16 protein-coding genes are annotated in these 17577 nt (G+C 60.4%); 11 read left to right on the top strand and 5 right to left on the bottom strand.

The features are described from left to right. Positions 1-68: 68 nt before the first annotated feature. Positions 69-2000 carry a hybrid sensor histidine kinase/response regulator gene (locus GKKCFE_RS11525; protein ID WP_188250868.1) on the top strand — a complete coding sequence of 644 codons (1932 nt, stop codon included), beginning with the start codon at positions 69-71 and terminating at the stop codon, positions 1998-2000. 25 nt (positions 2001-2025) lie between these two features. Here the strand turns inward: GKKCFE_RS11525 and GKKCFE_RS11520 are convergent, their stop codons facing one another. Then, a complete protein-coding gene (locus GKKCFE_RS11520; protein ID WP_047226450.1) occupies positions 2026-2256 on the bottom strand; it encodes a hypothetical protein in 231 nt (76 codons plus the stop codon). Positions 2257-2412: 156 nt separating this feature from the next. On the opposite strand from GKKCFE_RS11520, the gene GKKCFE_RS11515 reads away from it, so the two are divergent. Beyond that, positions 2413-2949, top strand: coding sequence for a hypothetical protein (locus GKKCFE_RS11515; protein WP_076384659.1), 537 nt, complete (start codon positions 2413-2415; stop codon positions 2947-2949). Between the two features lie 4 nt (positions 2950-2953). On the opposite strand, the gene GKKCFE_RS11510 is transcribed toward GKKCFE_RS11515, so the two are convergent. Then, positions 2954-4291, bottom strand: a complete 1338-nt coding sequence (locus GKKCFE_RS11510; RefSeq protein ID WP_445577864.1) for a cation:proton antiporter — start codon at positions 4289-4291, stop codon at positions 2954-2956. 249 nt (positions 4292-4540) lie between these two features. On the opposite strand from GKKCFE_RS11510, the gene GKKCFE_RS11505 reads away from it, so the two are divergent. From GKKCFE_RS11505 to ligD, 4 genes are read left to right on the top strand one after another with little or no spacing between them, the layout of a single operon-like run. Continuing rightward, positions 4541-5926, top strand: coding sequence for an iron-containing redox enzyme family protein (locus GKKCFE_RS11505; protein ID WP_107322476.1), 1386 nt, complete (start codon positions 4541-4543; stop codon positions 5924-5926). An 8-nt stretch (positions 5927-5934) separates the two neighbouring features. After that, positions 5935-6936: a methyltransferase gene (locus GKKCFE_RS11500; RefSeq protein WP_445577863.1), complete on the top strand. Its 1002-nt coding sequence runs from the start codon at positions 5935-5937 to the stop codon at positions 6934-6936. Beyond that, positions 6908-8071 carry a carboxylate-amine ligase gene (locus GKKCFE_RS11495; RefSeq protein ID WP_047226455.1) on the top strand — a complete coding sequence of 388 codons (1164 nt, stop codon included), beginning with the start codon at positions 6908-6910 and terminating at the stop codon, positions 8069-8071. Before GKKCFE_RS11500 ends, GKKCFE_RS11495 begins: the two co-directional genes overlap by 29 nt. Continuing rightward, on the top strand, positions 8068-10668 hold the full coding sequence (ligD, locus tag GKKCFE_RS11490; protein WP_445577862.1) for a DNA ligase D: 2601 nt from the start codon (positions 8068-8070) through the stop codon (positions 10666-10668). Before GKKCFE_RS11495 ends, ligD begins: the two co-directional genes overlap by 4 nt. Before the next feature lie 22 nt (positions 10669-10690). Here ligD and GKKCFE_RS11485 read toward each other — a convergent pair whose 3' ends face one another. Beyond that, positions 10691-11305 carry a Yip1 family protein gene (locus GKKCFE_RS11485; RefSeq protein WP_445577861.1) on the bottom strand — a complete coding sequence of 205 codons (615 nt, stop codon included), beginning with the start codon at positions 11303-11305 and terminating at the stop codon, positions 10691-10693. 165 nt (positions 11306-11470) lie between these two features. Between GKKCFE_RS11485 and GKKCFE_RS11480 the strand changes: the two genes are divergently transcribed. From GKKCFE_RS11480 to GKKCFE_RS11470, 3 genes are read left to right on the top strand one after another with little or no spacing between them, the layout of a single operon-like run. Beyond that, positions 11471-11971: a CinA family protein gene (locus tag GKKCFE_RS11480; RefSeq protein ID WP_445577860.1), complete on the top strand. Its 501-nt coding sequence runs from the start codon at positions 11471-11473 to the stop codon at positions 11969-11971. A gap of 9 nt (positions 11972-11980) precedes the next feature. Beyond that, positions 11981-12499 (top strand): hypothetical protein, encoded by a 519-nt coding sequence (locus GKKCFE_RS11475; protein WP_445577859.1) that lies wholly within the window; start codon positions 11981-11983, stop codon positions 12497-12499. A 7-nt stretch (positions 12500-12506) separates the two neighbouring features. Then, a complete protein-coding gene (locus tag GKKCFE_RS11470) occupies positions 12507-12953 on the top strand; it encodes a DUF421 domain-containing protein (protein WP_047226459.1) in 447 nt (148 codons plus the stop codon). A 68-nt stretch (positions 12954-13021) separates the two neighbouring features. On the opposite strand, the gene GKKCFE_RS11465 is transcribed toward GKKCFE_RS11470, so the two are convergent. Then, the gene (locus GKKCFE_RS11465) at positions 13022-13879 is read right to left on the bottom strand and encodes an SDR family oxidoreductase (protein ID WP_047226460.1); all 858 of its coding nucleotides are present in this window, start codon (positions 13877-13879) and stop codon (positions 13022-13024) included. Between the two features lie 166 nt (positions 13880-14045). Here GKKCFE_RS11465 and GKKCFE_RS11460 point away from each other — a divergent pair, with 166 nt between their 5' ends. Continuing rightward, positions 14046-14450 carry a VOC family protein gene (locus tag GKKCFE_RS11460; RefSeq protein ID WP_139050310.1) on the top strand — a complete coding sequence of 135 codons (405 nt, stop codon included), beginning with the start codon at positions 14046-14048 and terminating at the stop codon, positions 14448-14450. 159 nt (positions 14451-14609) lie between these two features. On the opposite strand, the gene GKKCFE_RS11455 is transcribed toward GKKCFE_RS11460, so the two are convergent. Next, complete coding sequence (locus tag GKKCFE_RS11455) at positions 14610-15758, bottom strand: MalY/PatB family protein (protein ID WP_445577858.1); 1149 nt, start codon at positions 15756-15758, stop codon at positions 14610-14612. Between the two features lie 185 nt (positions 15759-15943). On the opposite strand from GKKCFE_RS11455, the gene GKKCFE_RS11450 reads away from it, so the two are divergent. After that, a complete protein-coding gene (locus GKKCFE_RS11450) occupies positions 15944-17455 on the top strand; it encodes a methyl-accepting chemotaxis protein (protein ID WP_139050312.1) in 1512 nt (503 codons plus the stop codon). Positions 17456-17577: the final 122 nt, after the last annotated feature.

Here is a 17577-nt window from a genome sequence, read left to right as displayed (position 1 = left end):
ACTATTTCCGATGCCGCACTTGCTCCATACTTCGCAAAAAATCCTTCTGGATGCCTTGGCCAAAAAAGATGCTCGAAGACGCCCCCAAGACCGCACTCATCAATCAGGAACAGCGTTTTCGCCTGCTCATCGACGCCGTGGTCGACTACGCCATCTACATGACCGACCCCTCCGGCATCATCACCAGTTGGAACTCCGGTGCCAGGCGTTTCAAAGGCTATGAAGAATCCGAGATCCTAGGCCAGCACTTCTCACGCTTCTACACTGACCAGGATCGCGCCGACGGTCTTCCGCAACGGGCGCTGGACACGGCCTTGCGCGAGGGGCGTTTCGAAGGCGAGGGCTGGCGGGTGCGCAAGGATGGAACGTTGTTCTGGTCCCATGTCGTCATTGACCCGATCATCGATAGCCAGAGCGGCGACTTGCTTGGCTTTGCCAAGATCACCCGGGACCTGACCGATCGCAAGATGGCCGAGGAAACCCTCAAGCAAAGCGAACAGCAGTTTCGCCTGTTGGTGCAAAGCGTCACCGATTACGCCATCTACATGCTCGATCCAGACGGCCAAGTGACCAACTGGAACCTGGGCGCGCAACGGATCAAGGGCTATCTTCCGGCGGAAGCCATCGGTCGGCATTTTTCGATGTTCTATACCCCTGAGGACCGTGAGGCCGGTGAGCCTCAGCGTGCCTTGAGCATCGCCGCCAGTGAAGGGCGCTTTGAAAAAAGGGGCTGGCGGTTACGCAAGGATGGCACCCGCTTCATGGCTCACGTGGTCATTGACGCGATTCGCAGCGACACGGGGGCGCTACTGGGTTTTGCCAAGATCACCCGCGACATCACCGATGCCACCCGAGCACAACAAGCCTTGGAACAGGCTCGCGAAGCGCTGTTCCAGTCGCAGAAACTGCAAGCCATCGGCCAGCTCACCGGTGGCATCGCCCATGACTTCAATAACCTGCTGACGGTGATCCTCGGCAACCTGGAAATTGTGCGCAAGCGCATGCCCAGCGATCCGAAACTCATCCAATTGCTGGATAACGCCACCCAGGGCGCGCTGCGCGGTGTTTCGCTGACGCAACGGATGCTCGCGTTCGCCCGCAGACAGAAACTGTCCTCCGAATCGATCGAGCTGTCGGCGCTGGTGCAGGGCATCAGTGGTTTATTGCAAAGCTCCATCGGCCCTTCGATCCACATTCAGACCGACTTTGCCCAGGCGCTTTCGCCGGTGATGGCCGATGTCAACCAACTGGAACTGGCCATCCTGAACCTGGCGACCAACGCTCGGGATGCCATGCCGCAGGGGGGGCGGATCCTGATCTCGGCCCAGGAACGCTCCGATACCGAGGCCGGCAAGGACGCGCCGATGGCACCCGGGCGATACATTTGCCTGTCCATCACCGACGAGGGCGAGGGCATGGACGAGGCGACGCTGGCTTCGGCCGTGGACCCGTTTTTCACCACCAAAGGGGTAGGCAAGGGCACTGGCCTGGGCCTGTCCATGGTGCATGGCTTGGCCGAGCAATTGGGTGGCCGCCTGATACTCAAGAGCCGCAAAGGCGAGGGCACTACCGCTGAGCTGTGGTTGCCGATAGCCGACAACTCCGCGCCAGACAAAGTGCCGGCCCAGGCCACGACAACACCCTCGGTGAACGAGCTACGGGTGTTGGTCGTGGACGATGACAGCCTGGTACTGACCAGCACCCGGCTGCTGATCGAAGACCTGGGCCACCGCGTGCTTTGCGCCCCATCGGCGGCTCAGGCGCTACAGATGTATGAGCTCAATCCGGACATCGACCTGGTGATCACCGACATGGCCATGCCGCAGATGGATGGTGCGCAATTGGCGAAACTGTTGCGTGATCGTCATCCGACCTTGCCCATCATCCTGGCCACCGGCTACGCCGAACGCCTGGAAGGGTTCGCCACGCAACTGCCGCGCCTGACCAAGCCGTTCAAGCAGATTGACCTGGTGCAGGTCATTGGGCAGGCGATGAAGTAACTTCAGGCATGGCGTTGCCAGAGGTTCATTCAGTATTTTTCCTGAACCCTCGCAAGTTCATCGCACACAGGCAGAACTGCAGCACGATCAACGCATAGGCGTCTGAATGCAGCCCCCAGATGACCCATAGAATATTGCTCGCGATAAAACAACTGAACCCGGCCACCCGCCGTCGGGGCTGACGTGAGCCGATCAGCCAGGCGGCCAGCACCGTCACCACCATCGCCGGCCATTGCACCCATCCAAGATAATCCACAGAGCCCTCCTAAAGCTTTCGGTGATCTAGAGACCGTGACGATCGGTGAGCGTTTCGTTGAGCCCGGGTCGCACCTCTGGTCCGGTGGCCGGAACTTGCCTGTCCCTCATTTCTTCTAACAAGTCCCAAACCCACACCCGAGGCGCAGCCTGCGCAATGCCCAGAATACTCACCAGCCATACCCCGGATGAAGAACTGACGGAACACAATGCCAAGCTGTTCGGCTCGCCCAAGGAACGCCTGGATTTTTATCGCCGGGAGATCCAGTACGAAACCAGCATCCTGGCCAATCGAACCGATGCGTACCTGGCCGCCCAATCCTTCCTGGTGATCGCCTTTGCCTCATGCATGGCCAACCTGAACCCGGAGTGGGGCAAGTTGTTCACATTGATCGTCCCGCCGTTCCTGGCTCTGCTGGGCTTCCTGAGCTCGCTCAACGCCTGGCCAGGAATTCGCGCCGCTTACGAGATCATCGATCATTGGCATTTCAAACAAAGCGAGTTGCTGCGTGCAGAGCCGTTGATGGGACTGGCCTACGACGAATCCCCGCTATTCAGCGAGCAGGAATCGACTCACAAGGGCTATCGCAAGTCCTTGCTGTTTTCGGTGCGTACGCCATGGATCTTTGCCGCGTTCTGGGTCTTGCTGGGGGCGTACTCGGTTTATATCCAGGTGAGTGATCCAGGGGGCTGAAGCCTTAACTCGATTTTTTGTGGCGCTCATACCAGGCCAGTATGGGTTGGGTACTCAAGCCATGGACTAAAATGCTCAGGGCCACCACCGACAGCGTGATATTGATGCACAACTGGACCATCTCTGGCTGTAAATCATGGTTCACCGCATAGAACAGATAAAACAGACTGCCGATGCCACGTATGCCGAACCAGCCAATCAGCAGCCGTTGTGGCGTGTCCAGCAGCCGTCCCCAAGGCATCACCAGCAAGCTCAACGGGCGAATCACGGCAAACAGCAGGCCACCGATGACCAAGGCCCGCCAGTCCCAATGAGTGGCAAGCGCCACCCCCAACAGCGTCACCAGAAACACTTCCATGGAACGCTCCACCAGACTGCCGAAGGCGAGCATGTCGCTCATCATGACCCCCGCAGCCACCTGACCCTCTTCCATAGTCTCGGCGTCACCCCGGACCGCGTCCCGGGGGGTGACCGCTTCGTGTCCCACGACCGGTTGCACCAGGTGTTCTGCCGGGAGTGAGTGTTCATCCGTCGATTGCACCTCGGCCTGGCGCAGGCCCAGGCCAGCGGCGAACACCGAAAGAAAGCCATAACCCTGGAGGGCTTCGGCCACGACGTAGGCCAGGGCAATCAGCGCCAGGGCCAGGTAATCGTTGGGCGAGAGGGTGCTGTCGGCGTTCTTGATGCGCATCGACAGGGTCAACCAGCCGATACCGCGGCCCATCCAGTAACCGGTGAGCAAACCTACCGGCACTGCCCACAGCACATCCTGCAGCATCCAGTCACCGAGAAAGCCAAGGTCGTCCTCGCGCAGCAACAACAAGCCCAGAATCACAAAGGGGAAGGCCGTGCCGTCGTTCAAGCCGGCTTCCCCCGACAGGCCAAACCGTACCTGGTCATCATCCCGGGCATCGTTGACCTGCACCAACGCCGCGAGCACCGGATCGGTTGGCGCCAGGATTGCGCCAATCAACAACGACACGCCCCAACCGAGACCAAACAGGTAATGCAGGGTCAAGGTCAGGCCCGCGATGGTCAGGATCATCACCGGGCCGGCCAGTGTGTAGGCCACTCGCCAACTACGGTCCTTGAGGGGCAAGCGTAACTTGAGGCCGCTGACGAACAGCGAAAACACTACCGCGACTTCGGTGAGGTGCTCCATCCAAGCCGAGGAATCGGCAATGTCCAGCCTCAACAACTCCAGGCCCGCCGGCCCGATGGCAACGCCCAAACCCAGGCATATCGCCGAGGTGGTTACCGGCATCCAGCGCAGGTAGGAGGACGACAGGGCCAAGGTCAGCAATACGGCGCCGAGCACCGCTACCCATACTGTGAAAATCATTGCTGCTCCTTGGATAGCTCGTAGGCATAGCTCGCAGGCACAGCCCCGAGTGAAACAGACACCGTCAAGCCAGTATCCGGCTCCTGTCGTTCATTCGAGGGTCTGAGCCAAGCGCCGGTTCCGTCGAAGCGATACGGCTCCGTTTATCCGGAGGACTTTCATCTCAAGGGAATTTTTCGTCATTCCCGGCGCTCTGCCAAAGTAGAGACGTGTTGATTCAGCGTCCTGCCGAGAACCCAAGAGGCCCTTATGACTGCGCTGACACCCCTCCAATCCCGGCCTGCCACCGTGCATTCATTCATGGATGCCGGGAGCGTGCGCCAATGCTATGAACGGCTGCTCCATGGCCCTGACGATGCTGACAAGCAAGCCGTCGCCCAGGCCTTCCTTCAGCAATGCGTGGGGCAGGCCGCGGCACTGCCCCTGGAACTGCCCGACACCCCCACGGCTCTGCAAACCTGGGTCGAGCAACACAGTGCCGGTGTAGCCCGCCAGTACGCCGAGTATCTGGAGCGGCGCAAAAACGCCGGTCCACGAGAGTTTTTCACTTGCAAAGCGCACGCCTTGTATTTCCTGCAGGCGGTGGCGCCCACCAAACTGGTGGACGGCGCGTGGCTGTATGGCGTGCTCAAGCATTGGCACGACCACCGTTTCGAAGGGCTGCTGAGCACTTATCTGGAAGAGTTGGGCGACGGCAATCCCTCGCAAAACCATGTGGTGATATACCGCAAGCTGCTCGCCGAACACGACCTGTCGGACGCGCCAGACATTGAAGACGAGCGCTACCTGCAAGGTGCTGTGCAATTGGCCCTGGGCTATGGCGGCGATGAATACCTGCCTGAAGTGATCGGCTACAACCTGGGTTACGAACAACTGCCCCTGCACCTGTTGATCAGCGCTTATGAGCTGACTGAGCTGGACATCGACCCTTACTACTTCACCCTCCACGTGACGATTGACAACGCGAGCACCGGTCATGCCCACAAGGCCATCCAATCGCTGCTGCAACTGATGCCGATGGAGGCGGATCGCGAAGCGTTCTGGCACCGGGTCACCCTGGGTTATCGCCTCAATGATCTAGGCCAAGGCAGCCGAACCATCATCGAGTCATTCGACCTGTATCGCGAAGTGCTGGACATGCTCGAACGCAAACGTCCGTTCGGCCAACACATGCATTCCGATTACTGCAAGTTCGAAGGCAAGACCGTCAATCAATGGCTGGCAGCGCCTGGACAACTGGAAGGCTTCCTGACGGCGCTGCAAAACAAAGGCTGGATCAAACGTCATGAGGATCCGCAGAACAGCCGGTTCTGGACGCTGATCGAAGGGGCGGGCGCGGCCATGTTCGGGGTGTTCAGCCCCTATGAAAAACAGTTGCTGCACGACTGGATCGCCGGTGACTGGACGCAGGAGGGCGCCAAAAAAAGCCCGCGCCGCGCCCACGGTGCAGCGTGCGAGCCGCAGATGCCGATCGAGGACCCCGATGTACAGAGCCTGCAACAGACCCTGCGAGGCCAGACGCCCGATGCGCAGATGCAGACCCTGATGCCGTGGCTCTCGGCGCGCTGCCACAGCCATCCGGCCGGACTGCTGGCGACTCGTCGCTTCATCGAACTCAAATCCGCGCTGCGCTAGGAGCCCGCATGAATCAGGAAGAACGCCTATCCGAAACTGACCTGGCGCTATTGCAATTGGGCCGACGCCTGCAAGCCGACGGCTATCGCTTCATTACCCCGACACCCCTGACCCACGAACGCGTCAACCAACGACCTGGCAATGAACGCTCCAGGACCCTGAGGGATGTGTTCGGCTGGTCGCGCCCGTTTGCCCCGGGGCTGATCAGCGCCGATGAGCAGCGCCAGTTGCAGGAAGCCGAGGTGCTGCAAGCGCGCGACGGCCTGTTGCATAGCCGCGTGCGCTGGTCGAGCCTGGACGGCCTGCTGTTCGCTCATTCGCAATTTCCCACCCAAGCCAACGACGCGGTGTTTTTCGGCCCCGACAGCTATCGTTTCGCCCAACTGATCCATACTTATCTGCAACAGAACTTCACGGCAATACATCGGGCCGTGGACATCGGCTGTGGCGCCGGTGTCGGGGCGCTGGTCATTGCCCGCGCCCGGCGCGAGGCACAGGTGCTGGCCGTGGATATCAATCCGATGGCCCTGCGCCTGAGCGCGGTCAACGCGGCGCTGGCCGAGGTGTCCAACGTCGAGATCGCCCGAAGCGATGTACTCCAGGATGTGGAGGGCGACTTCGACCTGATCGTCGCCAATCCGCCGTACATGGCCGACCCCAGCGAACGGGCCTACCGCCATGGCGGTGGCGCACTGGGCGCCGGGCTGTCGCTGCGCATTGTCGAACAGGCCCTGCCACGGCTCACGCCCGGTGGCTCGCTGGTGCTCTACACCGGCGTGGCGATGGTCGATGGGCGTGATCCGTTTCTCGAGGCGCTTGAGCCTTGGCGCGACTCGCCGAACTTCGGCTGGACTTACAAGGAATTGGACCCGGACGTGTTTGGTGAAGAACTGCTCACCCCGGGTTACCAGGACGTAGAAAGGATCGCCGTGGTGGCGTTGGTTGTAACCCGCATCGGCGCGGGTATCGGAGGGATTATCGATGAACAGGCGACTGAAGTTCGGCATTGAAGAGGAGTATTTCATCACCGATCTGCAAACCCGTTGTATGCCGGATCAACCCTCCGCAGAGGTTGTCACGGCGTGCCAGGCGCTACTGGGCAAGCATTTCGCCCATGAAATGTTCCAGTGTCAGATCGAGATGGCGTCGCCTATTTTCCGCAACTTGCCCGAGGCGGCCGATTACCTGGCCCAGGTCCGCACAGGCCTGACCCAGCGCCTGGCCGCCCATGGCCTGGGCCTGCTCAGCGCCGGCTCGCATCCCATGGCGACCCAGGGTCTGCAGCCCACCGACGAACTGCACTTTCAGCAGTTGTTCGACGATTACCAGCGGGTGGCCCGACGGAGCGTGCTTTCGGGCCTGCATGTGCACGTGGAGGTGCCGGCCCATAAGGACCGTGTCCGGGTCATGAACGAGGTGCTGCCCTGGCTGCCGATGTTCCTGGCGCTGAGTGCTTCGTCGCCGTTCTGGAACGGTGCCTACAGCGGGTTCAGCAGCTACCGTCAGGTCGCTTGCGATGAATGGCCGCGCATGGGCGTGCCGGAATTCTTCGAGGATGAGTCGGCGTTTGCCGGCTACGTGGACATGCTCATGCGCACCGGATCCATTCGCCAGCCCAGCGATTGCTGGTGGGTGATGCGGCCTTCGTCGCGTTATCCCACGCTGGAGCTGCGAATCTGCGATGCCTGTCCGCGTGTTGAAGATGTCCTGTGCCTGGTCTCGCTGTTTCGGTTGATGGTGGCCCATGCCATTGCACTACCCAAGCCCGGCGCGCACTTCAGCCTGACCTCCCACTGGATCCTCAAGGAAAATCGCTGGCGGGCCAAGCGTCATGGAATCCTGGCCGAGTTCATCCTGGAGGGGCAGGAGCAGCCGATGATGATCGGGGAGTGGATCACGCTGGCGGAGCAGACCTTCGGCGAGACTGCCGCCGCACTGGGCGTTGAGGATGTGTTCAAGCAGGCACGTCGTATCGTCCAGGAAGGCACCAGTTCCGATCGGCAAATCGTGCTCTACGAACAAGGGCTGCTGCTGGGCGACTCCACCGAGCACGCCTTGAGCAGGGTGGTCGATCAACTGTTGGCGGAAACTGCCGGGATGCCCGTGGCCGACCCGTCGCTGTTGCAAGTGGCAGGTGGTCCATGAGCAGCAAGACCCTGGAGGATTACAACCGGATGCGTGACTTCGACGCCACCCCGGAGCCGGCGGCCAAGCGTTCACGCAAATCGGCGAAAACCGCCCATGCCTTGCAGTTCTGCATTCAGAAGCACGACGCTTCACGGCTGCATTATGACTTCCGGCTGGAGCTGGACGGTGCGCTCAAGAGCTGGGCGGTGCCCAAGGGGCCGTCCCTGGACCCCAAGGTCAAGCGCCTGGCGGTGCATGTCGAAGACCATCCGCTGGATTACGCGACCTTCGAAGGCAGCATTCCCGAAGGCCATTATGGCGCTGGCGACGTCATTGTCTGGGATCGAGGCGTGTGGATTCCCCAGGGCGATGCCCATGAGGCCTATGAAAAAGGCCGGCTCAAGTTCGAGCTGCAAGGGGAAAAACTCAGTGGCCTGTGGAACCTGGTGCGCACCCACATGCCCGGCAAGCAGGAGCAGTGGTTCCTGATCAAGCACCAGGACGCAGCGGCACGTCCCGAAAGCGAGTACGACGTGGTCCAGGCCGAGCCGGACAGCGTGCTCAGCGAGCGCACCCTTGTACCCAAGCGCCGTGGCAAGGCTGCCGCCCAGGTCAAGGCTGTCCAGCAACCGAAAAAAGCCGCCACGCCCAAACCGTCAAAAAAAGCCTCAACCACAACCCTCAGCGGCGCGGTGGCCGGGGCGATTCCCAAGACGCTCAAACCGGAATTGGCCACGTTGGTAGAGCGAGCGCCTGAAGGCGAATGGCTCTATGAAATCAAGTTCGACGGTTACCGCGTCATGGCCCGCATTGAAAACGACGATGTCAGGCTGATCACCCGCAACGGCCATGACTGGACCCACAAGCTGCCCAAGCAGGCCGAAGCGCTGGCCGGATTAGGGCTGGAGTCCGCCTGGCTGGACGGTGAGATGGTGGTGGCCAACGAGCACGGCGTACCGGATTTCCAGGCCCTGCAAAACGCTTTCGACGCCGGCAGCAGCAACAAGATTGCCTACTACTTGTTCGACCTGCCTTACCTCAATGGCATGGACCTGCGCGAAGTGCCCGTGCAAGAGCGGCGGGCCGCGTTGGCGGCAGTGCTTGCGAGCAACAAGAATCCGCTGTTGCGCTTCTCCGATGCCTTCGAAGAAACCCCTGAAGCCTTGCTCAACAGTGCTTGCCAAATGCAGATGGAAGGACTGATCGGCAAACGCATGGGCAGTGCCTACGTTTCCCGGCGCAGCAACGACTGGATCAAGCTCAAGTGCAAGAATCGCCAGGAGTTCGTCGTAGTCGGTTTCAGCGAACCCAAGGGCGCCCGCAACGGCTTCGGCGCCTTGTTGCTGGGGCTGCACGATGCCGACAGCGGGCAACTGCGCTATGCCGGCAAGGTCGGCACAGGGTTCAACGAGCAAACACTCACAAGCATTCACCAGCAATTGTTGCCCCTGGAAAGAAAAAAGGCTGCGGTGGTCAACCCACCCACCGGATACGAGGCCAAAGGAGTGCATTGGCTGGAACCGACGTTACTGGCTGAAGTGGCGTTTGCCGAGATGACCAAGGAAGGCTCGGTGCGCCATGCCGTGTTTCATGGTTTGCGCAACGATAAACCGGCCAAGGCGATCACCCAGGAGCTGGCCAAACCCGTGAAAAAGACTGCGGAAAAAACCAAAGCCAAAACCAAAACCAAAACCAAAACCAAAACCACTCAGGCGCCAGCCATGGACGGTAAGGTGCGCATCACCCACCCTGAGCGAGTCATCGATCCCAGCAGCGGTACGACCAAGCTGCAACTGGCCGAGTACTACGCCAGCGTCGCCGAGTTCATCCTGCCGGAACTGGCCGACCGCCCGGTGGCACTGGTCAGGGCACCGGATGGCATTGCCGGTGAGTTGTTTTTCCAGAAAAACGCCGAGCGCCTGGCGATCCCTGGCATCACCAGCCTGGACAAATCATTGACCGGGCAGCCGGTGATGATCATCAACAATCCCGAAGCGTTGATCGGCGCGGTGCAAATGAGCACGGTGGAGTTGCACACCTGGAATGCCACGTCGGTGAACCTGGACAAGCCTGATCGCTTTGTTCTCGATCTTGACCCGGATCCGGCCCTGCCTTGGAAAAGCATGGTGGAAGCGACGCATCTGACCTTGTCGGTACTCGATGAACTAGGGCTCAAGGCGTTTCTCAAGACCAGCGGCGGCAAGGGCATCCACATTGTCGTGCCCTTGACCCGCAAGTTGGGTTGGGACGAGGTCAAGGGCTTCAGTCATGCGATTGTCAGCCACATGGCCAAGCTGTTGCCGGATCGCTTCTCGGCGGTCTCCGGGCCAAAGAACCGGGTAGGGCGGATCTTCATCGACTATCTGCGTAACGGCCTGGGCGCCACCACCATCTGCGCCTATGCCGCCCGTACCCGTGAAGGGTTGCCGGTGTCGGTGCCGATCTTTCGCGAGGAAGTGGCCGAACTCAAAGGCGCAAACCTGTGGAACGTGCACAACGTCCATGAGCGTTTGGCGCAAGTGGGTCACGAGCCTTGGGCGGGCCTGAAGAAGACCCGCCAAAGCATCACCGCTGACATGCGTCGACGCATTGGTATGAAAAAGACCGATAAATAGCTGGGTTCGATGCCTCCCGGACTCATCCACTTACCGGAACGCGCAGATATTCCGGCTGCAGGACGTTGAACCACAGCAGAATCATTTCCACCAGAATGGTTACCAGTACCAAGAGTCCTACGCCCCATACGCTGGCCGAGTACAACAGACCTTGTTCCTTCTTGAGGTTCATGAACTTGGGCAGACCAATAAACAGCAAAAAGGTCGAGTAGGCCGACGCCATTGCCAGCGCAACCACCGCCAGCCAGCGGTTGGGATAGAGCCCGAAAATCCCGGCCAGGAAGTAAGGCGTGGCGGTGTAGGCGGCAAAACCAATGCACTGGTTGACCGTCGGGCGGGCATCGAAGGTGCGCGACATCCAGCGGATGAACAGCCCCATGAGCATCACGCCGGCCACGATGGTCAGGTACAGCAGCACACTCAGTTGAAGTGCGCTGGCAGTGCTGAGCCGTACCGTTTCGTTTTCAGCCAGGCTCCAACCGGTCCAAGTGGTCCCAATGAACAGACACACCACGGGAATCAGGGCGAGTAATAACAGGTGAGCCAGATAGTGGCGCGGGTGAGCTTGTTCCTGTTCGCGGATGTCTTTCCAGGCAAACTCGGGGTGGGTGAACAGTTTGACGAAAGGGGCGGACATGACGACCTCCTGATCATTACAGCCTCTGGTGAGGCCCATACGGATTTGAGGTACAGGATCGGTCGGGGGTTCATTTATTTGGAGTGCCCGAGGAGGGCGTGATCAGAGGGAATGAATCAATACGGCCGGGGTCAATCCATCAGCATCCCTGAAGGACTGTACGCCATGACCATTGCTTGCTCCCTGGTTGATTACTTGCGTGAACACGAACTGCGCCTGACGACGGCCGAGTCCTGTACCGCCGGCAAGATCGTCACCTTGCTGGCCGAAGTGCCGGGCAGCGGTTCGCTGATTGAAAGCGGTTACGTGGTGTATTCCCCGGAGGCTAAACAACGATTGCTGGGGGTCAACCCCTGCACCATCGACACCTTCAATCTCACCAGCCGTGAGGTGGCCGAGGAAATGGCCCTCGGTGCCCTGCGCGACGCCAATGCCAACGTCGCCGTGGCCACCACCGGCATTCTCGGGCCGGATGACATGGACGGCATTCCGGCCGGCACCGTCTGTTTTGCCTGGGCGTTCGATTTGGGCGGCGAGCTGGCGCTGTTCAGTCGCCTGGAAAGATTTTTCGGGACTCGCAACCAGGTCCAACTGTGGGCCGCCGAACATGCGCTCGTGCAGTTGCGGCACTTTCATCAACGCGCGCTGGCGGGTGAGCGCAGATAGGGGATCACCATGACCCACCCCACTGATCCCGAGGAATTGCGCAGCCGCCAGTTCCCGGTCCGCGAAGACATGGCCTACCAGCTCAAGGTCTGGCGTTTCGAGCGGGTGGGTTGGTACGTGTTGGTATTGCTGGTGATCCTGACGCTGCTTGGATTGTTCTCTCGTGGCCCGTTGAGCACCCGAGATGTACACAGCGCAGATGGCCGACTCGGCGTCGAGTACGAGATGTTCCACCGCAACGGTTCTACCAACCCCATGGTCATCCATCTGATGGGGCAGCCCAATGCCGTGCTGGAGGTGGAACTGGTCGGCCAGTGGCTGGAGGGTTTCGAGGTGCAAACCCTCCAGCCCCAGCCCGTGCGCTCGGCGAGTGCGGAGCGGGGCCTGAAGCTGTGGGTCCAGGCGGATGCCAAGGGAGAGGCCAGCCTTTATCTGTCACTGCTGGGCGATGGGCTGGGGCTCTATCACAGCCGTATCGACACGCCCGATGGCGCCACGATCAGGTTCAATCAATTCATTTTTCCCTAGGTGACGTATGGACTCTGTGCTGCGGGCTGCCGCGATCTATGTGGCGTTGCTGGTACTGTTCAAGATCGCCGGGCGACGCTCCCTGGCAGAAATCACCACGTTTGATTTTGTCCTGCTGATGATCATCGGCGAGGCCACCCAGCAGGCGTTGCTGGGGGATGATTTCTCGTTGACCAATTCGTTGATGGTGATCGTGACGCTGATTGCCATCGATGTGGGCCTGTCGCTGCTCAAGCAACGCTCCCAATGGGTCTCGCAACTGATTGACGGCGGCCCGACCATTATTGTGGAGGATGGGCGAATACTGAAGGCGCGCCTGCGCCATGCCCGCTTGATAGAAGAAGACATCATGGAAGCGGCACGGTCGAGTCAAGGAATCGAGACACTGGAACAGATCAAGTTCGCGATTATCGAACGTAACGGCAAGATTTCGGTGATTGCCAAGGAGCCGTGAGGCCCTTCACATGATTCATGGCGAGGGCTACATCCCCTCGCCACAACAACTGCGTAACACTGCTTGATTCACAGGATCGGCTTGCCGCCCGTAATCCCATACCGGGAACCGGAAATGTAGCTCGCCTCATCCGAAGCCAGCAGTACATAGATCGGCGCCACTTCCACCGGCTGGCCAGGACGGCCAAGGGGCGTCTGGGAGCCGAAGTTCTGTACTTCTTCCTCAGGCATGGTGGCGACAATCAAAGGTGTCCAGATCGGCCCTGGCGCCACGCTGTTCACCCGGATGCCCTTGGGTCCGAGCATCTGCGCCAGACCGCCGGTGAAGTTGGCGATGGCGCCTTTGGTGGTGGCGTAGGCGAGCAGAGTCGGCTTGGGCATGTCGGAGTTGACCGAACTGGTGTTGATGATCGAGCCACCCGCCTTCATATGCGGGACGGCGGCCTGGCAGATCCTGAACATCGAGGTGATGTTGATATCAAACGTGCGCACCCACTCTTCGTCGGGGATGTCTTCCAGGTTTTCGTGGGTCATCTGGAATGCGGCGTTGTTGACCAGAATGTCGATATGCCCGAAACGGGCGACGGTTTCGTCGACGATCTTGCGGCATTGGGCCTTGTCCGCCAGATCGCCGGGCAGCAACAGGCATTGGCGGCCGGCCTGTTCTACCCAGCGGGCGGTCTCCCTGGCGTCTTCATGCTCGTCCAGGTAGGAAATGGCCACGTCAGCGCCCTCACGGGCGAAGGCAATCGCCACGGCACGACCGATGCCGCTGTCGGCGCCCGTGATCAAGGCGATCTTGCTTTCCAGGCGTCCAGAACCGGTGTAGCTCTGTTCTCCGCAGTCTGGATACGGGTCCATCTTGCGTTGAGTGCCGGGCACCGGTTGGCTTTGTTTTGGGAACGGCGGGGTAGGGTAGTCAGTCATGACATTCTCCATGCTGGATGTGTAGTCGATGGAGGGTGGACTGTGGGCCTTCAGGCAGAGTTCGCTCGGATTCCGGGGCCGAGCGATGAGCGTGGTCCGAGCCCTTTTGCCAATCGCGAATCAACATCGGCTAATGTTGGACGAATGCAGATAAGGAGCCGGACAGATGTTCAGTCACATACAGATTGGCGCGCGGGACCTGCCAGCAATGGTCGCGTTTTATGATGCTGTGCTGGGCTGCCTGGGGTTGGTACGCCTGCCCAGCGAAAACGACTCGGGCCCGCCGGGAGAAGGCTGGCATCAACCCGGCAAGCGTTGGCCCCAGGTGTTCGTGCAATTACCGTTCAATGGTTTGCCCGCGACCTGGGGCAATGGCATGCAAGTGAGTTTTGCCGCCGATTCACCGCACACCGTGCAGGCCGCCTGGGCGCAGGCCATCGCCCTGGGCGGCACCGACGAAGGCCCGCCGGGCCCGCGGCCCCAGTATTCGGAAGGGTATTTCGGGGCCTATTGCCGCGATCCGGAGGGGAACAAGTTGTGCTTTGTTTATGCGCCGGATATGGATGAATAAAACGCGGATCCATTGTGGCGAGGGAGCTTGCTCCCGCTGGGGCGCGCAGCGGCCCCATCAACTGGACAACCCGGTGTGTCAGGCAGGCCGGAGGGGACTGCTGCGCAGTCCAGCGGGAGCAAGCTCCCTCGCCACAGAGGATCTTCGTCGTCAGGGAGATCAGCCCCTGGCCTTCAAGCTTCGCTCCATCCGCGCAATCCCTTCCTCCAGCAGCGCCCGTGGGCAGCCGAAGTTCAAGCGCACGAACTGCCCGGCATCGTCACCGAAATCCAGTCCGGCACTCAGGCCTACCTTGGCTTGCTTCAGGAAAAAGCCCTGCGGGTCGTCCAGCCCCAATCCCGAGCAATCCAGCCAGGCCAGGTAAGTGCCCTGGGGCACGGTCATGGTGATGCCCGGCAGGCGGGTCTTTACGGCGTCGACCAGATAGTCGCGGTTGGCTTGCAGGTAAGCCTTCAATTCTTCCAGCCACGGGCCAGCTTCGCTGTAGGCCGCGCGGGTCGCTTCAAGGCCCAGGGCGTTGACGCTGTCGACCATGCCGGCCCGGGCACTGTTAACCCGCTCGCGGACCTTGGCGTTCTGGATGATGGCGAATGAAGTTTTCAGCCCGGCAATGTTGTAGGCCTTGCTGGCCGACATCAGGGTGATGGTGCGCTCGGCAATCTCCGGGCTGAGGGTGGCGGTGGGGATGTGCACACGACCGTCGAAGCACAGCTCGGCATGGATTTCGTCAGAGATGATCCAGGCATCCTGCTCCAGGCAGATATCCGCCACGGCCTTGAGTTCTCCCCGGGCAAACACCTTGCCCAACGGGTTGTGAGGGTTGCTCAGCAACAGCGCACCGCCACCCTGCAACGCGTCACGCAACGCGGCCAGGGGTGTGTGGAACTCGCCGTTGAGCGGGTTGAACGGCAGTTCAACCTTGTTCAGTTGCCAGTGAGCAGGGGCATTGCGCAGCGGCGGGTAATTGGGCACCTGTACCACAACGTTCTGCACAGGCTCCACCAAGGCGTGCAGCGCCATGTTGAAGCCTGGTTCGACACCCGGCAGGAAGACGATCTGCTGAGGCTCGACGCGCCAGGCGTACTTGTTCCAGAGGTCCGCAACGATGGCGGCGCGCAGCGAGTCCTGGGCCACGCTGTAGCCGAGCATGGGGTGTTCGAGGCGTTTGTGCAGTGCGTCGATGACCACCGGCGGAGCAGGGAAGTCCATATCAGCCACCCACATGGGCAACACGTCAGCGGGGTAGCGACTCCACTTGGTGCTACCGGTACCGTGGCGCTCCAATACCGTGTCGAAATCGAAAGTCATGGGGGTTCCATCAGGTCTGGGAATGAGATGGCGAACATCATAAAGCAAAGATCAGTGAAAAAAGGAAGATGGCGTAGTGCCACTAACCAGGAGGAATCGGCTACAGTTCGATTCCGACACGCCGATAAGGCTTGAAGCCAGCATTGGTAACGGACCCTCCAAGCCCCCCGAAAAGGACAGCCCCCATGACATCGCCCGTGCGCTTTAACGATCACTACCGTAAAGCTGATCGCATCATGCTGGGGCTACTCTGGCTCACTTTTGTCTACTCCCTGTGCCTGGCCTTCCTGCACTCCACCTTCAGCCAGGCGCTGCTGATAGGGGCGACGACCTGTCTGCTGACCACCGTGCTTTATCGCGGCCTGGGCGGCACCCGGGCCATGCGCTGTGTCATCGCCGTGGCGCTGATGGTCATGGCCGCCTTGCACATCAACCAGACCCGTGGCGTGATCGAGTTCCACTTCGGGATTTTCGTACTGTTGGCGGTGCTGACGTTCTACCGTGACTGGCTGCCGATCATCGTGGCCGCCGCCACTATCGCTATTCACCACGTCGGTTTTCACTGGCTTCAGCACCAGGGTTATCCGGTGTTCGTCATGGCCAACCATGGCGGCTGGACCATGATTTTCATCCACGCCTTCTACGTGGTGGTGGAAAGCGTGATCCTGATTTACCTGGCGAACCAGAGCCTGGCCGATGCCACGGAAAACCAGGATGTGCTCGACAAAGTGCTGGCCGCCGCTATGCAGTTGAGCAGTGACACCCAGACCCAGCGCAACCGGGGGGACAAAGTCTCTTCGTCCGAGCGTTTCGATCATTTCCTGCAGCAGATCACCAACCTGGTAGACGGCGTGGTGCGCGATACCCGCAACCTTTCGGACTTGGGTCAGGACCTTTCTCAAGTCGGCCAGACACTGGAGCACGGCGCCAGGCATCAGCTCAATGAAGTGGCACAGATGAGCGGCGCGATTGGCCATCTGGTCCAGGCCATGGACAGCATTGCCGGGCATGTCGGCCAGACGGTACAACGGGCCGGCCAAGCCAGTGAACAGGTCAGCCGCGGACGCAGCACCGTTGACCAGAGCCGCGAGGAGATTGTCGAGTTGGCCGGTCGCCTCAACCTGACCAACGAAACCGTGCAAGGCCTGGCCGAGCAGGCGCAACAGATCGGCCAGGTGCTGGACGTCATTAACAGCATCGCCGAACAAACCAACCTGCTGGCCCTCAACGCCGCCATCGAGGCCGCCCGGGCCGGGGAGCAGGGACGCGGTTTTGCGGTAGTAGCGGACGAAGTCCGGACCCTGTCGCAAAAGACCTCGACGTCCACCACGGAAATCCAGCAGATCATCGCCAAGCTGCAACAGGGCAGCCGTCAGGCAGCCCTCGCCATGCAAGACAGCCAGGAAGGGGTACAACGCTGCGTATCGGCCAGCCAACTCGCCTCGCAACTGCTGCATGCAGTGGTAGAGGACATCGCAGCGATCAACCACTTCAACGGCCTGATCGCCAGCACCACCCAGGAACAGTCCGAGGCCTCGAAGGGCATCAATGAGCGCTTGCAAAGCGTCCAGGCCGTCGCTGAGCGCAACGCCGATAACATCGGCATTCTGACTCGGAGCAGCCAGTGCCTGCCACCGTTGGCCGAACGCTTGGCGGTGTTGGGGCAGGCGTTTCATCGTAAAGGTGAGGCGGTTTGAGGTCTTTCACGCCGGGCCTTTTCAGTCCATGCCCGGTAAAGAAGGCTGGCGATTGACGGCAAAACGCACCTCACCTAGCATGATGCCATCATTTTGATATCTTTTTTAGTTTGGAGAAAAGT

Source organism: Pseudomonas sp. E141, assembly GCF_052659885.1.
This window is presented reverse-complemented; position numbering and strand designations above follow the sequence as displayed.